17 protein-coding genes and 1 pseudogene are annotated in these 17,234 nt (G+C 50.6%); 9 read left to right on the top strand and 9 right to left on the bottom strand.

The features are described from left to right. Window positions 1-66: 66 nt before the first annotated feature. Window positions 67-885, bottom strand: coding sequence for an AraC family transcriptional regulator (locus ACMYSK_RS05755; protein WP_434640941.1), 819 nt, complete (start codon window positions 883-885; stop codon window positions 67-69). A 271-nt stretch (window positions 886-1,156) separates the two neighbouring features. Between ACMYSK_RS05755 and cfa the strand changes: the two genes are divergently transcribed. Together cfa and metK are read left to right on the top strand one after the other, a co-directional pair. After that, complete coding sequence (cfa, locus tag ACMYSK_RS05760) at window positions 1,157-2,305, top strand: cyclopropane fatty acyl phospholipid synthase (RefSeq protein ID WP_434640943.1); 1,149 nt, start codon at window positions 1,157-1,159, stop codon at window positions 2,303-2,305. A gap of 67 nt (window positions 2,306-2,372) precedes the next feature. Beyond that, the gene (gene metK / locus ACMYSK_RS05765; RefSeq protein ID WP_434640945.1) at window positions 2,373-3,518 is read left to right on the top strand and encodes a methionine adenosyltransferase; all 1,146 of its coding nucleotides are present in this window, start codon (window positions 2,373-2,375) and stop codon (window positions 3,516-3,518) included. Window positions 3,519-3,906: 388 nt separating this feature from the next. On the opposite strand, the gene ACMYSK_RS05770 is transcribed toward metK, so the two are convergent. Beyond that, entirely contained in the window at window positions 3,907-5,100 is a 1,194-nt protein-coding gene (locus ACMYSK_RS05770) for an MFS transporter (RefSeq protein ID WP_434640947.1), read from the bottom strand. A 141-nt stretch (window positions 5,101-5,241) separates the two neighbouring features. Then, window positions 5,242-6,378 carry an alpha/beta hydrolase gene (locus ACMYSK_RS05775; protein WP_434640949.1) on the bottom strand — a complete coding sequence of 379 codons (1,137 nt, stop codon included), beginning with the start codon at window positions 6,376-6,378 and terminating at the stop codon, window positions 5,242-5,244. A gap of 172 nt (window positions 6,379-6,550) precedes the next feature. Between ACMYSK_RS05775 and ACMYSK_RS05780 the strand changes: the two genes are divergently transcribed. From ACMYSK_RS05780 to arsC, 6 genes are all read left to right on the top strand, one after another. Beyond that, entirely contained in the window at window positions 6,551-7,441 is an 891-nt protein-coding gene (locus ACMYSK_RS05780) for a LysR family transcriptional regulator (protein ID WP_434640951.1), read from the top strand. 314 nt (window positions 7,442-7,755) lie between these two features. After that, entirely contained in the window at window positions 7,756-8,106 is a 351-nt protein-coding gene (gene arsR, locus ACMYSK_RS05785; protein ID WP_434640952.1) for an As(III)-sensing metalloregulatory transcriptional repressor ArsR, read from the top strand. A 47-nt stretch (window positions 8,107-8,153) separates the two neighbouring features. Then, window positions 8,154-8,516: an arsenite efflux transporter metallochaperone ArsD gene (arsD, locus tag ACMYSK_RS05790; RefSeq protein ID WP_434640954.1), complete on the top strand. Its 363-nt coding sequence runs from the start codon at window positions 8,154-8,156 to the stop codon at window positions 8,514-8,516. Window positions 8,517-8,533: 17 nt separating this feature from the next. After that, on the top strand, window positions 8,534-10,285 hold the full coding sequence (arsA, locus tag ACMYSK_RS05795) for an arsenite efflux transporter ATPase subunit ArsA (protein WP_434640956.1): 1,752 nt from the start codon (window positions 8,534-8,536) through the stop codon (window positions 10,283-10,285). Between the two features lie 45 nt (window positions 10,286-10,330). After that, a complete protein-coding gene (gene arsB / locus ACMYSK_RS05800) occupies window positions 10,331-11,620 on the top strand; it encodes an arsenite efflux transporter membrane subunit ArsB (RefSeq protein ID WP_434640958.1) in 1,290 nt (429 codons plus the stop codon). A gap of 12 nt (window positions 11,621-11,632) precedes the next feature. After that, window positions 11,633-12,058: a glutaredoxin-dependent arsenate reductase gene (gene arsC, locus ACMYSK_RS05805; protein ID WP_434640960.1), complete on the top strand. Its 426-nt coding sequence runs from the start codon at window positions 11,633-11,635 to the stop codon at window positions 12,056-12,058. 31 nt (window positions 12,059-12,089) lie between these two features. Here the strand turns inward: arsC and arsA (ACMYSK_RS05810) are convergent, their stop codons facing one another. The 5 genes from arsA (ACMYSK_RS05810) to ACMYSK_RS05830 form a co-directional block, all read right to left on the bottom strand. Then, window positions 12,090-13,847: an arsenical pump-driving ATPase gene (gene arsA, locus ACMYSK_RS05810; protein WP_434640961.1), complete on the bottom strand. Its 1,758-nt coding sequence runs from the start codon at window positions 13,845-13,847 to the stop codon at window positions 12,090-12,092. Window positions 13,848-13,867: 20 nt separating this feature from the next. Further along, window positions 13,868-14,230: an arsenic metallochaperone ArsD family protein gene (locus tag ACMYSK_RS05815; protein ID WP_434640962.1), complete on the bottom strand. Its 363-nt coding sequence runs from the start codon at window positions 14,228-14,230 to the stop codon at window positions 13,868-13,870. Between the two features lie 75 nt (window positions 14,231-14,305). Continuing rightward, entirely contained in the window at window positions 14,306-14,851 is a 546-nt protein-coding gene (locus ACMYSK_RS05820) for a sigma-70 family RNA polymerase sigma factor (RefSeq protein WP_434640963.1), read from the bottom strand. A gap of 8 nt (window positions 14,852-14,859) precedes the next feature. Beyond that, window positions 14,860-15,573 carry an arsenical resistance protein ArsH gene (gene arsH / locus ACMYSK_RS05825; RefSeq protein ID WP_434640965.1) on the bottom strand — a complete coding sequence of 238 codons (714 nt, stop codon included), beginning with the start codon at window positions 15,571-15,573 and terminating at the stop codon, window positions 14,860-14,862. Continuing rightward, the gene (locus tag ACMYSK_RS05830; RefSeq protein ID WP_434640967.1) at window positions 15,563-15,898 is read right to left on the bottom strand and encodes an ArsR/SmtB family transcription factor; all 336 of its coding nucleotides are present in this window, start codon (window positions 15,896-15,898) and stop codon (window positions 15,563-15,565) included. The genes arsH and ACMYSK_RS05830 overlap by 11 nt, the downstream gene beginning before the upstream one ends. Window positions 15,899-16,209: 311 nt before the next feature. Between ACMYSK_RS05830 and ACMYSK_RS05835 the strand changes: the two genes are divergently transcribed. After that, window positions 16,210-16,491, top strand: a complete 282-nt coding sequence (locus tag ACMYSK_RS05835) for a hypothetical protein (protein WP_434640969.1) — start codon at window positions 16,210-16,212, stop codon at window positions 16,489-16,491. Window positions 16,492-16,855: 364 nt separating this feature from the next. Here ACMYSK_RS05835 and ACMYSK_RS05840 read toward each other — a convergent pair. After that, window positions 16,856-17,070 (bottom strand): annotated as a pseudogene (locus ACMYSK_RS05840) (SOS response-associated peptidase); the annotation flags it as partial. Between the last annotated feature and the right edge of the window lie 164 nt (window positions 17,071-17,234).

Raw genomic sequence — 17,234 nt, forward strand, 5'->3', positions numbered from 1 at the left:
TTACAAAATCATCCGAATATCAAGCCTCTTCGGATGAATGAAATAAAAATGATCTAATTTTATTAATTATCGGGTTGTTGGCGCATCGGATTCGTATTGGGTAGGTGAAACGCCAAACAATTGTCGGAATGCGTAGGTAAAGGCAGACGTACTGCTGTAGCCAAGCTCAAGGGCGATTTCAGTAATGCTTTTAGTGCTTCTTAGCATCATGACCGATTGCAACAATCGCATACGCTGCTTCCATGGGCCGAAATTTAACCCCGTTTCTTTCAGAAAATGGCGGGAAAATGTGCGGGGCGACATACCCGCACGTTCTGCCCAATATTCCATCAGATGGGGCTTGTCAGGTGTGTCACGAATTTCACGACACATGGCAAGTAGTGAAGGGGTTATAGGCCAGGTCAACGTAAAAGTGACGTCAGGTAAATCAGACAATACATCCAGCAGAACCTTTACCATTCTGCCTTCCTTGCCCTCTGTGTCGTACAGCTCTGAAACATGTTCCGTGGCGTAGTGAATAAAACTGCGGGCAAATTCCGACACTAAAGAGACGCGACACCCTGCAAGCGGTTGAGACAGTTCAGAGGTGTACACGTCCAGACCTTCCAGCACCGTGTCACCAATGGCGCGAACGGTATGCTCAGTATTCGCCGGGATCCACATTCCATACAGCGCCGGGATAATGTAGGTGGTGTTATCCACCCCCAACAGCAGGGCACCTTGTCTGGCGTAATGGAACTGATCGAAAGGGTGGTGGTGACGATGCGCCTCTGATCCATCTTTCAGCAGATAGGTGCGAAAAAAAACAGGGCGAGGAAGCGCCTCGCGATGGATGTCTATCTCCGTTCGCCAATCCTGCGGGGAAAAAAGGTCTTCTGCCGACATAGTTTATCCTGAGTTGTCATCTACTCTACACAAATTGACGCTTGTTCAGCATACATCATACCTGCAATCAGTAATACTGCATCCAGCAACGGCTTTTGGTTATGCTGAAACGATAAATTCTGAATCCATTACTGTGAAATAAAAAGGGTCCAGCCTGTTCATTATTTATTAAGAATCCCCGTATCTGATATTTTTGATGATTAGAATGTCAGTGCGTTACCCAATCATTTAAATACAGTATGATCTGTATGCCATAAGATGTGAGGCCCGTATGTCTGTTGATGTAAGTTTGTCACCTCCTAATAAACACCACCATTGGTATCGTATTGCTGATGAAATGCTCAGCGGTGCGGGAATCCAAATTAATGGGCATCAGTTATCAGATATTCAGGTTCATAATCCTGATTTTTTCAAACGAGTGATACAACAAGGTTCTCTGGCTTTAGGAGAATCTTACATGGAAGGCTGGTGGGACTGCGATCGCCTGGATATATTCTTTGCAAAAGTATTAAGTGCTAATCTTGATAGCAAACTGCCTGCAAGCATGGCGGATATTATGCGTATTGCCGTGGCCAGAATAATAAATTTACAATCGCGGCAGCGGGCATGGATCGTCGGCAAAGAGCATTATGATATCGGCAACGATCTCTTTGCTAAAATGCTTGATTCTTATATGCAGTATTCATGTGCTTACTGGAAAGAGGGTGCCACGCTCGAGCAAGCACAGGCCGCAAAATTAAAAATGCTCTGTGAAAAATTGCAGTTATCGCCAGGTATGACGCTGCTGGATATCGGTTGCGGCTGGGGTGGACTCGCGGAATATGCAAGCACACATTACGGTGTACATGTCGAAGGCGTGACGATATCTACCGAACAACAGAAAATGGCGCAGCAACGTTGCAAAGGCTTAAACGTGGTAATCAGGTTGGAAGATTATCGCGATCTGAATATGCAATTTGATCGCATTGTGTCGGTGGGCATGTTTGAACACGTTGGACCAAAAAACTATGCAACTTACTTTGAAGTTGTTGACCGCTGTCTGAAGCCTGATGGTCTATTTTTATTGCATACCATTGGTGCCAATCAAACAGACATGAACGTGGATCCGTGGATTAATAAATATATTTTCCCCAACGGCTGCCTGCCTTCGGTGGATCACATCGCTAAAGCCAGTGAAACTCATTTTATTATGGAGGACTGGCATAATTTTGGCGCTGATTATGATAAGACACTGATGGCCTGGTACGCGCGCTTTAATAAAGTGTGGCCGGAATTAAGCCAGAGTTACTCTCCTGACTTCAGGCGAATGTTTAATTACTATTTATGTGCCTGTGCGGGTGCCTTCCGCGCAAGAAACATTCAGCTTTGGCAGGTTTTATTTAGCCGTGGTAAGGATGGTGGAATGTATGTCTACCGCTAATCCGTGGCGTCGGGAACTACTGCAACTTATTGTTTTTACTGTACACGTTGTCAGCTAAGGAATTTATATGTCAAAACAATTATTCACTTCAGAATCTGTCTCTGAAGGACATCCGGATAAAATCGCCGATCAAATTTCTGATGCCATTCTTGATGCTATTATTGAACAAGATCCTAAAGCCCGTGTTGCCTGTGAAACGCTGGTCAAAACAGGAATGGTTTTAGTCGCAGGTGAGATAACCACCCATACATGGGTTGACATCGAAAATATTGTGCGGGCAACCATCAATGATATTGGCTATAACGGTTCAGACTTGGGATTCGATGCTAATACCTGCGCAATATTAAGTGCGATTGGCAAGCAATCCCCGGATATCAATCAGGGTGTTGACCGCGAAGACGAAGAGAATCAGGGCGCTGGCGATCAAGGGTTAATGTTCGGCTACGCCTCAAATGAAACCGATGCATTCATGCCTGCGCCTATTACCTATGCGCATCGTCTGATGGAACGTCAGTCCCAGGTTCGTAAAAGCGGCGTATTACCCTGGCTGCGGCCTGATGCGAAAAGTCAGATTACGTTTGTCTATGAAAATGGGAAAATAGCGGGAATTGATACCGTCGTTATCTCCACTCAGCATCATGAGAATGTGACTCAGCAGATATTGTGTGAAGGCGTGATGGAAGAAATTATCAAACCTGTTTTACCCGAAGAGTGGATTAGGGCTGATACCAAATATCTTATTAATCCGACGGGGCGTTTTGTCATTGGGGGACCGATGGGGGACTGTGGTCTGACAGGCCGTAAAATTATTGTCGATACCTACGGCGGCATGGCGCGCCATGGTGGCGGCGCTTTTTCAGGTAAGGATCCATCAAAAGTGGACCGTTCCGCGGCCTATGCTGCACGTTATGTCGCGAAGAATATCGTCGCTGCAGGGCTGGCCGATCGCTGTGAAATTCAGATTTCTTATGCAATTGGTGTCGCCGAGCCAATATCGATTATGGTAGATACCTTTGGTACCGGAAAACTCGAAAATGAAAAACTGATTATGCTGATTCGCGAGTTTTTCGATCTTCGCCCGCACGGTGTGATACGCTCATTGAACTTATTACGCCCGATCTACCAAAAAACAGCGGCATATGGTCATTTTGGTAGAGATATATTCAGCTGGGAACAGACAGATAAAGCCGATCTGCTGAGACGTTTTATTTAAAACAAGTAATAAGTGTGTAGTCAGTGTTCAATACACATTTTTACTGGATAAGTTTTATGGCAACCGCTTGGCATAAATATCTACTTGGGGTGATGTAATGTCTAGAAGGTCGATGCGTGAAATGCTACGGCGCCCTATAAAGTTGTTGTTCAACTCATTTGCATTTATTTATTTTATATTACAAATGGCACTGATTATTGTGGGTTTGCTGAGTTATATCCGTGAGTTAAAACATCACAGCCACCTGAATAACAGTTAATCTATTCCGATGTAGGTCGTTTTAAATGCATTCAAGGTGAAGCGACCGTTGAACTCACAGCGAGGAGCAGACATTTGGCTCTCTGCCGTTTGTCATGACAGAGAGCACGCCAGAAATGAAGGGGTAGTTCTAGTTCGCTTTACTATTTTGCCGGGATGTGACAATCGTCATCGCTGCCGCCCCCAGAAGTAAGAAACCGCTCAAGCCAAAAGCACTGCGCCATCCCAGAGTGTCAAATACTAACCCTCCTGCCGTTGAACCCAGTGCAATCGAGAGCTGGATCACCGCAACCATTAGGCCACCACCTGCCTCTGCATCTTCGGGTAACGCCCGCGCTATCCATGTCCACCATCCCGTTGGCGCAGCCGTTGCGAGTAGTCCCCACAGGCTCAGCAACACGGCAACAGCCCAGATGCTGTGTCCAACCAGCAGTAACGCCCCGGCAGTCGCTGCCATAAGCAGGGGTATCATGATTAAGGTCTGATAAAACCTTGCGTTCAGGAATATTGATACAGCCAGTGTGCCGACAAAACCCGCCACGCCTATTGCGAGCAAAATCAGAGAGAGGCCAGAAGGACCTACGCGGGTCACGGTTTCAAGAAAGGGGCGCACGTAGGTAAATAAGGCAAACTGCCCTATGAAGAAGAGCCCGCAGGCCAGAAGTCCCGTAGGGACAATGGTGATGCGGAACAGACGATGCACAGATCTCTTTGATTTTTGTTTTTTATCGCTTTCCATCGATGGCAGGCTGACCCACTGCCAGATGAACGCAGCTATAGCCAGGGGAACGAGGCATAAAAAAGCCCCTCGCCAGCCCACGGTTGTCCCCAGATAACTGCCAAGCGGTGCCGCGACAACGGTAGCCAGCGCATTCCCACCGTTAAAAATCGCCAGCGCGCGGGGAACCTGACGCTGCGGAACGAGCCGAATGGCGGTTGCAGCCGACATGGACCAGAATCCACCAATGGCCACCCCAATCAGGGCCCTCCCCAGCATATAAACCGGATAGCTGGGTGCCAGGGCGATGACTATCCCCGATATGGCCATTAAAACCGTCAGCCCCTGCAGGAGATATTTTCGGTTCAGATCTCCGGCAACATGGGAGATAGTCAGGCTGGTAATGACCGCCAGTGCGCCAGAGATTGCAATCCCCTGGCCAGCCAGCCCTTCGGTAATGTGTAAATCACTGGCAATAAGCGTAAGCAGGCTGACCGGCATAAACTCGGAAGCGATCAGCACAAACACGCAAAGCGTCATGGCAAACACGCCTCCCCACTGCACATGGTTTTTTTCGTAAGGCGGTTTTAGTCTTAATGTGGACATTATCAGATCCATTAATATCAAATCGGCCAGATTCAGGCGCAGTCCGGACAGACGTCATTCAGGGAATCACGTCAAAACATGGGTGAAAATGATGCGCAGGCGATTTATAGCCGCCTGCATATATCAGGCGGCTTGGGACGATTATCTTAGGTTGGTTTTGAAAAACTGCTCAAATTTAGTAAACGGAATCTTACCCGCAACGTTGTCATACAGATCAACATGATTTGCCCCCGGAACAATCACCAGCTCTTTCTCGTTGCTGCCGATCGCCTTAAAGGCATCTTCAGCAAAATAGCGTGAATGGGCTTTTTCACCGGTCACGATAAGCGTAGGGATAGTCACTTCATTGGCGTAACTCAGCAGCGGCATATTCATAAATGACAGCGGCATCGTCGCGTTCCAGGCCCCGGTTGAGTTGACCGAACGCGCATGGAAACCACGTGGCATGCGGTAATAATCAAAGAATTCTTTCAGGACCGGATTGGGATTGGCGGGTAACGTTTCTGGCAGAATACGTTTCGACGTACTGACGTTCCCCTTTTCATCAACATAAATGTCATGCCCGCCGGGCGCGAAAGCTCCGTTCTTCGCATCTTCCCAGCGCTGTGCATTCAGATACTGTAATACGGCGCGACGATCCGTAGTGGTATAACGGTCTTTACCATCACCCACGCCATGCCCCATCGCACGGCTCATGTCATACATCACGCTGGTCGCCACCGCTTTCACGCGGGTATCCATCGCGGCGTCGTTTAAGGCCATCCCGCCCCAGCCGCAGATACCCAGTAACCCGATACGATTTCGATCGACCTCTTTTTGCAGGCCCAGGAAATCAACAGCCGCGCTGAAATCCTCGGTGTTGATATCCGGAGAGGCAACGTTACGCGGATAGCCACCGCTTTCCCCCGTATATGAAGGGTCAAAAGCCAGGGTAACAAACCCCTGCTCAGCCAACGTCTGCGCATATAGACCGCTGGACTGTTCTTTCACCGCGCCGAAAGGCCCGCTGACGGCAATGGCCGCCAGTTTGCGCTCGCCGCGATCCTTTGGAATGTAGAGATCACCGACCTGGGTGAGCCCGAAGCGGTTCTGAAAGGTCACTTTACGATGATTAACTTTCGTACTTTCAGCGAAGGTTTTATCCCATTTCTCGACCAGCGAAACTGGCGCGTTCGGATGGGTTGTATTGGCATAGCTCATCGTTGTGACTCCACTTAATGATGCGCAGAGCAGCATGGCTGGTATCGCGGTTGTCAGTTTTTTGGTGAAGGCAGTCATCAAAATCCCCTCATAAAGCGTGATAGGTACAGGTTTCATACGGACAACACTGCTGTGCTTTGTTGCAATGCGGGCATTATAGTGAGCAGAAATAGTGCTTATTAGAGGGGTAAAATTGCTAGAATTAATACCATATTGTTCTAAATGGTGATGCGATAGCGAGGGAAACGTGATGGCGAAACGGGAAAACTATAATGATTTATACCTGTTCATGCAGGTGGTGCGGGAAGGGAGTTTTACCGCTGCGGCGCAACGACTCGGCCTGGCACAATCAGGTATAAGCCGTTCTGTACGCGAACTTGAAGAAAGACTGCGCGTTCAGCTTCTGGCACGTACCACGCGCAGGCTATCGCTCACCCATGCTGGCGAACAACTCTACCGGACCATTGAGTCAGGATTCGACGCTTTAGATATGGGGCTCGCCACGCTGGCCCATTATCGCCAGTCCCCGTCAGGTACGGTACGGATTAATGCCAGTCAGCACGCTATTGATAAACTGCTCCTGCCAAAGCTTGCGGTGTTTAAGCAACGCTACCCTGACATCCGGCTGGAACTCATCAGCGAAAGCCGGTTTGTCGATATTATTGCCGAAAGATTCGATGCCGGTGTACGTCTCGGGCCGGAAGTTGGCGGTGGCATGATAGCGGTCCGTATATCCCCCGACATGGAGATGGCCATTGTCGGTACGCCAGAACACTTTCGCCGTTATGGCTTTCCGCAAGCCCCGGCAGATTTAGCGGTTCATCCGTGCATCGCTTATCAATTTGGCGATGGAAGCCTCTATACATGGGAACTTCAACAGGATGGTAAAAAAATAACGCATCAGCCGCAGGGACAATGGGCTTTCGCTGACAGCTATATGGAAGCCAAAGCTGCCAGACTGGGACTGGGGCTGGCTTATGTTCCGGAAGAACTGGTGTCCGATGATTTAGAGCAGGGTTCGCTCATCAGAGTTTTACAACGCTACAGTCAACGCCTGGAAGGCTCATTTCTCTATTATCCGCACCGCAACGTGTCTCCCGGCCTGCGAGCGGTTATCGATACACTGAGAATTTATGAATGAAGACCAGGCTGTATCCGTGCCAGGGTAACTGGTGCGCTCCTGGCACGGGGGCTGACGGAAGTGGCGACTCTGAAGGTCTGCTGTGAGCGAGGAGCGGACATTTACAAGTATCAGTTTCGATATCTTTTTGGATTATGCCTAAGAAAAAACACGTCAACCTACGGATGTATAAGGCCATTGCCCTGGTACGGCTATCGCTATTGTCTCTACGTTAATCATTGTGGCGCCATTTCTTAACACATTTGATTTTTCACATGTGTTGTTGATTTTATAATCCCAGAGCGTATCCTGTTACTAAATGGAAAGGAGACGTGATGCAATTAACCGCCCTACAACTCTTCAAAAATCTCTCCGATGAAACTCGTCTGGGTATCGTGTTGCTGCTCAGAGAGATGGGGGAGCTGTGCGTGTGCGACCTCTGCACTGCACTGGAACAATCTCAGCCTAAGATCTCCCGTCATCTGGCGATGCTCCGGGAAAGTGGTCTTTTACTGGATCGCAAGCAGGGCAAGTGGGTTCACTACCGTTTATCCCCGCATATTCCTTCCTGGGCTGCCCAGGTGATTGAGCAGTCCTGGTTAAGCCAACAGGACGGCGTACAGGCCATCGCTCGTAAGCTGGGATCAGCCAACTGCTCTGGTAGCGGTAAGGCCGTTTGTATCTAAAAAATTTGCCTTAACATATATGTTTTTACGAATATGAGGTGTTAAAGATGAAAACGTTAACCGTGTTTGATCCGGCGATGTGCTGCAGTACCGGCGTTTGTGGTTCAGATGTCGATCGGTTACTGGTCGATTTTTCAGCTGATGTGCAATGGCTGAAAGGGCGTGGGGTTCAGATCGAGCGTTTCAACCTGGCGCAACAACCGATGAGCTTCGTTGAGAACGCAAAAGCGAAAGCATTCCTGGAAGTTTCTGGAGCCGAAGGGCTTCCGCTGCTGTTGCTTGATGGTGAAACGGTGATGGCCGGGCGATACCCCAAACGTGCTGAACTGGCTCGCTGGTTTGGTATACCGCTGGAAAAGGTGGGTTTAGCTTCCACCAGTTGCTGTGGTGGTAAAACTTCCTGTTGTTGAGTATGTCAGGAGGACATATGAAATTCTTACAGAATATCCCGTCTTATCTGTTTTTCACCGGTAAGGGTGGCGTCGGTAAAACCTCAATTTCCTGCGCAACAGCTATACGCCTGGCAGAGCAGGGTAAGCGCGTCCTGCTTGTCAGCACCGACCCTGCTTCTAACGTCGGTCAGGTATTCGATCAGTCTATCGGTAACACTATCCAGCCCGTAACTGCGGTGCCAGGCCTTTCGGCGCTGGAGATCGACCCACAGGATGCTGCCCAGCAATACCGCGCCAGAATTGTTGACCCAATTAAAGGTCTTCTGCCTGATGATGTTGTGAGTAGTATCCGCGAACAGCTTTCAGGTGCATGTACAACTGAGATTGCTGCGTTCGACGAGTTTACTGGCCTATTGACCGACGGTTCTCTACTGACCCGCTTTGATCACATCATTTTTGATACTGCACCAACGGGCCACACTATTCGCCTTCTCCAGCTTCCCGGGGCCTGGAGTCGCTTCATTGAAAGTCATCCAGAGGGGGCTTCCTGTCTTGGGCCGATGGCGGGGCTGGAAAAGCAACGCGCGCAATATGCTCATGCGGTTGAGGTATTATCCGATCCTGAACGAACTCGCCTGGTGCTGGTCGCGCGATGGCAAAAATCAACACTGCAGGAAGTCGCTCACACTCATGACGAACTATCAGCCATTGGCCTTAAAAATCAGTATCTCGTCATTAACGGTATCTTGCCTGCGCGCGAAGCTGAACGTGATGTACTGGCTGCTGCAATATGGCAACGAGAACAAGAAGCACTGGCAAATCTTCCCGCGAGGTTATCTGACTTGCCGACAGACACACTATTCCTTCAGCCACTGAATATGGTTGGCGTGTCCGCATTGAAAGGCCTGCTCAACAAACACGCTGAGATAGCATCGCTTCCTGAGCAAAGCATACAAAACAAGCCAGAGAATATGTCGTTGTCTGTCCTGGTCGATGATATCGCCCGCAGTGAACACGGTTTGATTATGCTGATGGGCAAAGGTGGCGTGGGTAAAACCACGATGGCTGCTGCCATTGCTGTCAGGTTAGCGGACATGGGATTTGATGTGCATCTCACCACTTCTGATCCTGCTGCGCACCTGAGCACAACATTGAACGGTAGCCTTAAGAATCTGCAGGTTAGCCGAATCAACCCTCATGATGAAACCGAGCGCTATCGCCAGCATGTTCTTGAGACGAAGGGCAGAGATTTGGATGACGCGGGGAAACGGCTGCTGGAAGAGGATTTACGTTCACCTTGCACGGAAGAGATTGCGGTGTTTCAGGCGTTCTCACGTGTCATCCGCGAAGCCGGTAAACGATTTGTGGTCATGGATACGGCACCTACCGGGCATACGTTATTACTGCTTGATGCTACCGGGGCTTATCACCGTGAGATGGCTAAGAAGATGGGGGATAAAGGCCATTTTACCACGCCGATGATGCAGCTTCAGGACCCGGAACGTACCAAAGTCTTGCTGGTCACTCTGCCTGAAACCACACCTGTACTGGAAGCGGCAAACCTGCAGTCCGATCTTGAGCGTGCGGGGATTCATCCCTGGGGCTGGATTATCAACAATAGTCTTTCCATTGCGGTGACTAGTTCACCACTTCTTTGCCAGCGAGCCCGGCAAGAGCTACCTCAGATTGATGCCGTGAAGAACCAACATGCAAGCCGCATAGCGTTAGTACCGGTAATGGCTTCTGAACCCACTGGCATCGAAAAACTCAGAGAGCTGGTGGGTTAATTTTTGTGTTTACAGGTCGGCAGAGCCGCCCTGTCTGGAGGATTTATGTTACTGGCAGGCGCTATTTTTGTCCTGACCATCGCTTTGGTTATCTGGCAACCGAAGGGAGTAGGGATCGGCTGGAGTGCGACACTGGGCGCGGTACTGGCGTTGATCTCTGGCGTTGTACACATAAGCGATATCCCTGTGGTGTGGAATATCGTCTGGAACGCAACGGCAACGTTTATTGCCGTAATCATCATCAGCCTGCTGCTCGATGAATCCGGCTTTTTCGAATGGGCGGCGCTGCACGTTTCCCGTTGGGGCAATGGTCGTGGACGTTTGCTGTTTACCTGGATCGTTCTGCTCGGTGCAGCGGTAGCGGCACTGTTTGCCAACGATGGTGCGGCACTGATTTTGACGCCGATCGTCATCGCAATGCTATTGGCATTAGGGTTTAGCAAAGGCACAACGCTGGCATTTGTCATGGCCGCCGGGTTTATTGCCGATACGGCCAGCCTGCCGCTTATCGTGTCGAACCTGGTTAACATCGTTTCTGCAGACTTCTTTGGGCTAGGCTTCACGGAGTATGCGTCGGTCATGGTGCCGGTCGATATTGCCGCTATTATTGCCACGCTGCTGATGCTGCATCTGTTCTTCCGCAAAGATATTCCGCCGACTTACGACCTGGCTCTCCTGAAAGCACCGGCAAAAGCGATTAAAGATCTGGCAACCTTCAGAACCGGCTGGATTGTGTTGATTCTTCTGCTGGTTGGGTTCTTCGTCCTCGAGCCGCTCGGTATTCCCGTTAGCGCGATTGCGGCTGTTGGCGCTGTAATCCTGTTTGCAGTAGCTAAACGAGGCCATGCCATTAACACCGGAAAAGTGCTGCGTGGGGCACCATGGCAGATAGTCATCTTCTCGCTGGGGATGTATCTGGTGGTCTATGGCCTGCGTAACGCCGGACTAACAGAATACCTCTCTGGCGTACTGAACGTGCTGGCAGATAAAGGACTTTGGGCCGCGACCTTTGGTACTGGCTTCCTGACGGCTTTCCTCTCTTCCATCATGAACAATATGCCTACCGTGCTGGTTGGTGCTCTCTCTATCGATGGCAGCACCGCAACAGGCGTTATCAAAGAGGCGATGATTTATGCCAACGTAATTGGCTGCGATCTGGGGCCGAAAATTACACCTATTGGTAGCCTGGCAACGCTGCTCTGGCTGCATGTCCTTTCACAGAAGAACATGACCATCACCTGGGGGGACTATTTCCGCACCGGGATCGTCATGACTTTGCCTGTGCTGTTTGTAACGCTGGCCGCGCTGGCGCTACGTCTCTCTGTCACTTTGTAATGAGATACTGAAATGAGCAACATCACCATTTATCACAACCCAGCCTGCGGCACGTCGCGTAATACGCTGGAGATGATCCGCAACAGCGGTACTGAGCCGACCGTTATTCTTTACCTCGAAAACCCACCTTCGCGCGATGAACTGATTAATCTCATTGCCGATATGGGGATCACGGTACGGGCACTGCTGCGTAAAAACGTCGAGCCTTATGAGGAACTGGGCCTTGCCGAAGATAAATTTACTGACGATCAGCTAATCGATTTTATGTTGCAACATCCGATCCTGATTAACCGTCCGATTGTGGTGACGCCGCTGGGAACTAAACTGTGCCGTCCTTCCGAGGTGGTTCTGGATATCCTTCCAGATGCTCAGAAAGCGGCTTTCGCTAAGGAAGATGGCGAGAAAGTCGTTGATGATGCAGGTAAACGACTGAAATAAAGATGAAGGGGGCGAATGCCCCCCTTATGTCTTACTTAGCCATCTCGGCCAGCAGATCAATACCAACAGGTTCTTCGCTCCGCAGAGCCGTTAGTGCTATACGTTTTGCGTACTGCTCTTCTACATCAGAGATAAGTGGCAACTCGCGGTTCGCTCTGGTCTGCAGGAAAGGTGAAGATGGTCCAGCAGCGGCCAGGCTGTTATTCACAACCCATGCCCATGGCTCGATGTCAGCGCGACGCAGATCCTGCTGCAGATTTGCCGCTTCCAGAACAGGTGTCGTTTCGGCAAGCGTCACGATAATCACCTTCGTCTTCTCCGGGTCCTGCAATTGCATCATTGGCGTCATCACATGGTCATGTGTTTGCCCCATCTGGCGCACCATTTCCCGGTGATAGGCTCCGGTCGCATCCAGTAGCAGAAGCGTATGGCCCGTTGGCGCGGTGTCCATAATGACAAAATGGTCGTCTGCCTCTTTGATGATCCGCGAGAATGCCTGGAAGACGGCGATCTCTTCAGTGCATGGCGAGCGGAGGTCTTCCTCCAGCACCGCTAGTCCTTCAGCGTCTAATCCTTTGCCCTGATTTTCCAGGACAAAGCGGCGATAACGCTCTGTCTCTGCCTTCGGGTCGATACGGCTAACCTGAAGAGTTGGCAGCGATCCATCCAGCGTGTAAGACAGATGTGCCGCCGGGTCGGATGTGGTCAGGTGGACCTTATGACCACGCTTCGCCAGCGATACCGCCACCGATGCCGCAATGGTCGTTTTACCTACACCGCCTTTACCCATCGTCATGACCAGCCCTTTTTCGGTCTGGCTGAGTTCATCCACCAGCGAGGCAAGTTTCGGTAAATCCAGAGTGCTGAGCGTTGTGCCTGGGAGCTGTAGTGAGGCTTTGGTTTCTGTAAATAACTCACGCAGGGCTTCGAGACCGACCAGATTAAATGGCTTCAGGTACAACTGAGAGCGGGGGAGGTTCGCCAAATTATCAGGCATTGCCTGTAATACTTTTTCTTCCCGAGCCAGAATACTCTGTGCCAGTGGATCATTTTCACCTGCAAACGGCGGCAGCACACCATTGATGGCAAGGTGTTGATGCCGCAAACCGATAGTAGACAGCTCATCGTGGGTATGAGACACCTCTTTTAGTGTCGAAGCCTGGGCACGGGCAACCAGAACTAAGCGAGTGAGAGCTGCATCAGACAGCGCGTTAACCGCATCGGAGTACTGGTGCTGTTGTTTCTCCAGCCCTACCAGAGGCCCGAGATTAGCTGCGGCATCAGGATTCGCTTCCAGATAACCACTCCAGGCTCCCGGCAACTCAAGCATGCGGATGGTGTGACCGGTTGGCGCGGTGTCAAATACGATATGGTCATATTTTTCCCGCAGCTCATGATTGGTCAGCAGGCCGGTAAACTCATCAAATGCAGCGATTTCTGTGGTACATGAACCTGAAAGCTGTTCTTCAATACTGCTGACCACATCGGCTGGCATCAGCCCGCGAACCGGGTCGAGCACGCGGTCACGATAAGCCTGTGCTGCAGCCATCGGATCAACTTCCATAGCGGCAAGATTTTCTACGGGACTGATATCTGTGATTCGGTGGCCGATAGTCTGGCTAAATACCTGGCCGACATTGGAAGCCGGATCGGTACTCACCAGAAGCGTTCTCTTACCCTGATCGGCCAGCCATACCGCAGTAGCACAGGCCAGGGATGTTTTACCCACACCACCTTTGCCAGTGAAGAAGATAAACGGGGGAATGTCTTTTAAAAATGGCATATTCATCAGTGATAGCTCCTCTGGCATTAAGGCATACGTGGAATGCTGCAACAGCGTGGTTGCGTGCTGCCTTCACTCCAGTCCTGAGTAAGCGGAATACCTGACCAACGGGCGATATCTTCTCGCGTCGGGAGTTTGCCTGCCATCACGAGCTTCCCATCGAGCAAGGTGACGGGGAGGGATTCCATTCCTGATGTGTTCAGGAACTCTTTGATGACAGGGGTATTCAGGAACTGCTGCGGGTTCTTCGCAAGGCTGTAACGCTGAATATCAACGCCATTCTTTTTCGCCCATTCGGCGCTGGCATTCCATTTGATGGCTTCGTCGCTGACCACAACGCCACGGGTTGCGCAGCAGCCTGCTGCTTCAAAGATCTCTATTTTTGACATGGACTGTTTACCTCAGTGTTTAGTCATTTGGCTTTACACTGAGGTAAACGAAGGTGGCGGGAAAAAGATGCGCGATTAATTCATTTTTTTGTGGCAGCAGACAGGAGAGGTGTTATCCGCCTCAATTTGGCAGAGTTCTGTCATCGTCTCTTTCAGGTGCTTTCTGGCCCGAAGTAGTCGGGATTTAAACGCCGTAAGCGTGATACCCAGTTCATCGGCCAGGGACTGCTGGGGACGCCGGTTGAGATCGGATTCTTCAATCAGCCACCGCTCATCTTCGGGTAAAGCCTGCAACGTTTCAGGCAGGCAAATACCCAGCGTTGAGATCGCATCATGGGATACGTCAGTCAGTGGGGCATCTTCTTCCAGCTCAACGAACTCCCTGGTGGTGCGGTACTCATCAATCAGCAGATTCCTCGCAGCCCGATACAGCCAGGCTCGTGGATTCTCCATCTCGCAGAAACTGTCTGAATGCGCGCGGGCACGCAGGAATAGCTCTTGCAGAAGGTCTGCTGCTTTTTCGCTATCACCTGTCTTCGCTGTCAGAAAGCGAGAGAGTTCGGCTTCATGTTGCCGCCAGAACACGCTCATGCAGTTGTTGAATGCCGTTACATCACTCATACCAGCCCTCAAATTTTGCTCTGATTAACCCGCCGGGAAAGCTCTTCTGCCGATTCTTTTCGTTCGCTGTAGCGATCAACGAGATAGTCTGAGTTACCTCTGGTCAGCAGTGTAAATTTCACCAGTTCTTCCATTACATCCACAATGCGATCGTAATAAGACGACGGTTTCATTCGTCCATCTTCATCAAACTCTTGCCAGGCTTTTGCCACAGAGGACTGATTCGGGATGGTGATCATCCGCATCCAGCGGCCAAGAATGCGCATCTGGTTGATGGCATTGAAAGACTGAGAGCCACCGCAGACCTGCATAACGGCCAGCGTCTTACCCTGAGAAGGGCGAACAGCGCCTTCCGAAAGTGGTATCCAGTCAATCTGTGCCTTCATGATGCCGGTCATCGCACCATGGCGTTCAGGTGAGCACCACACCATCCCTTCGGACCAACGAACCAGCTCACGCAACGCCATAACTTTGGGATGAGAATCGGGCACATCGTCAGGAAGAGGCAAGCCAGAAGGATTGAAGATCTTCACTTCCGCACCCATCGCGGTCAGCAATCTTGCAGCTTCCTCAGTTGTCAGTCGGCTGTATGAGCGTTCACGCACAGAGCCGTACAGCATCAGGATACGGGGAGGATGAGGAACGGCAGGAACACTTAGCCGAGCCTCTGTAATGGAGGTATCAAACAGATTTGTATCTATATGAGTCAGTTCAGTTTTCATGGTTTTTCTCCCGAGGGAATTTTGTGGCCAGGCGGTCATCCGTTCCTGAGCAGCACTCTTCAGTCAGGAAAGCCATCAGCTCAGCAAGGTTTTCATAGCAGGCATGGCAAAACAGCGTTCTTCCCTGACGTTCCTGGCGAACCAGCGATACTGAAATCAGGGATGAAAGATGATGGCTAAGTGTGGATGCAGGGATACCGAGTTTTTTTTGCAGTTCACCCACAGGCATTCCCTGATATCCGGCTTTGATTAAGGCTTTATAAATCTCGAGCCTTGTCGCGTGCCCAAGCTCTTTCAGTACCGCCGCAGCGAAGTTCAGTTCCATGCTTGCACTCACATTCTATGATTCTATATTTCCAGAATAATGGAAATATTTTTTACTTTCAATATTCACTCTGCCTGGCTGGGGACGAAGTTAAGCGTTTCTAAGTAATGGTCGTGACCTGTCACGTATGTAGGACCAATGTGATGAAGAGGCTAAGCTCTGTACTCTCTTTATGTACGCTGCTGGCACGGAGCGGGCAGAAAGCCAGGTTATGAGGTCAGATGTGAGCGAAGAGCTGACATTGAGTAATCCTTTCCTGGGCCGGCGTTTTATGTTTTCCTTGGCTTAGGCAACGGAACAAGGAAAACACCGTGAAAATCTACTGGACCCTAAAAAGTATTACCGAACTAAAAGACCTGTCTTTTCGGGAGCGCGGAAGACGGTGGCGGAATGCGTATAAATCGGCCTTCCGACACTGGCAGACCTGGGGCGGACTCGTCCTCTGCGGGGCCTTCAGCGGCGCGGGAGCGCACTTTGGCGGCATGGCCGGCACCGTAATATTTGCTGGGCTGGGTGGCTTTATTTACGGCCAGATCGTTACACACGTTGTCCTGAAACATTATCGGCACCGACTGCAGGGCGAAGCCAACTGATCTTTCAGGCCTGAAAGGCTTCCAGGCTCATCAAGTTGCAAGTGACAGGTCTTCGTTCAGCGCGTCTCAGTGAATGCCACGCGGGATCAGCTCATAGCCAGCCAGCTGCACATCACTGGTCTCCCGAAGCTTTGGGGGAAAAGGCCTGCGGCACGCCAGTTAGACCACTTCCTCATTGCGCGAACCACCTACCCCATGAACAGCTCACGGGTAATAACATGATACGACGGCAATAACGTCTGCTCATGGCACTCAGCGGACCTTCTGAAGTCCCCAAGGTCTGCTTTGAGCGAGGAGCGGAAGTTGCTAACAGCATTCTGTGTGAATCAACAGGGAGCAGGTCAGGTCTATATGGCATATTTGTTTAGCTGATTTTCCCTGTCAGTTCTGGCCCCTGACTCTTCACATTGCCGATGGCGCGGGCAACAGGGGGGCAGGTAAAATAGTCCGCTGCCACAGTACCGTTACCGGCAATGTCTCCAGCGTCCTTCCCTCGGCTTCATCCCCGTGCTCGAACGGTACGCTACCGATCGCCGCCATAAAAATCGGCTGGCCATCTTTTCGTTGGGTAAAGCAGGGGAGGATCGCCAACCTTCATTCCTTGTGACTGCAAACCCTAATTTCCTGGCGGGCGTCTAGTGGTCGCATCTGGCTTTAACGTCACCAACAAAAGACGATACGGCATCTTGCGAGACGTAATTTGAGTTTGTCCTGTTGATAGTCATAAATGCTTTCGTCTTATC

This window comes from Klebsiella sp. I138, assembly GCF_051131765.1.
Taxonomy (GTDB): Bacteria; Pseudomonadota; Gammaproteobacteria; order Enterobacterales; family Enterobacteriaceae; genus Klebsiella.

Excerpts from the sequence above, each read along its gene's own strand:
- arsA (WP_434640961.1), bottom strand. The coding sequence starts at position 13,847 with ATGAATATGCCATTTTTAAAAGACATTCCCCCGTTTATCTTCTTCACT.
- arsH (WP_434640965.1), bottom strand. The coding sequence starts at position 15,573 with ATGAAAACTGAACTGACTCATATAGATACAAATCTGTTTGATACCTCC.
- arsC (WP_434640960.1), top strand. The coding sequence starts at position 11,633 with ATGAGCAACATCACCATTTATCACAACCCAGCCTGCGGCACGTCGCGT.
- ACMYSK_RS05780 (WP_434640951.1), top strand. The coding sequence starts at position 6,551 with ATGGCGAAACGGGAAAACTATAATGATTTATACCTGTTCATGCAGGTG.
- metK (WP_434640945.1), top strand. The coding sequence starts at position 2,373 with ATGTCAAAACAATTATTCACTTCAGAATCTGTCTCTGAAGGACATCCG.
- arsR (WP_434640952.1), top strand. The coding sequence starts at position 7,756 with ATGCAATTAACCGCCCTACAACTCTTCAAAAATCTCTCCGATGAAACT.
- ACMYSK_RS05770 (WP_434640947.1), bottom strand. The coding sequence starts at position 5,100 with ATGTCCACATTAAGACTAAAACCGCCTTACGAAAAAAACCATGTGCAG.
- arsB (WP_434640958.1), top strand. The coding sequence starts at position 10,331 with ATGTTACTGGCAGGCGCTATTTTTGTCCTGACCATCGCTTTGGTTATC.
- ACMYSK_RS05830 (WP_434640967.1), bottom strand. The coding sequence starts at position 15,898 with ATGGAACTGAACTTCGCTGCGGCGGTACTGAAAGAGCTTGGGCACGCG.
- ACMYSK_RS05815 (WP_434640962.1), bottom strand. The coding sequence starts at position 14,230 with ATGTCAAAAATAGAGATCTTTGAAGCAGCAGGCTGCTGCGCAACCCGT.
- cfa (WP_434640943.1), top strand. The coding sequence starts at position 1,157 with ATGTCTGTTGATGTAAGTTTGTCACCTCCTAATAAACACCACCATTGG.
- ACMYSK_RS05820 (WP_434640963.1), bottom strand. The coding sequence starts at position 14,851 with ATGAGTGATGTAACGGCATTCAACAACTGCATGAGCGTGTTCTGGCGG.
- ACMYSK_RS05755 (WP_434640941.1), bottom strand. The coding sequence starts at position 885 with ATGTCGGCAGAAGACCTTTTTTCCCCGCAGGATTGGCGAACGGAGATA.
- arsA (WP_434640956.1), top strand. The coding sequence starts at position 8,534 with ATGAAATTCTTACAGAATATCCCGTCTTATCTGTTTTTCACCGGTAAG.
- ACMYSK_RS05775 (WP_434640949.1), bottom strand. The coding sequence starts at position 6,378 with ATGACTGCCTTCACCAAAAAACTGACAACCGCGATACCAGCCATGCTG.
- arsD (WP_434640954.1), top strand. The coding sequence starts at position 8,154 with ATGAAAACGTTAACCGTGTTTGATCCGGCGATGTGCTGCAGTACCGGC.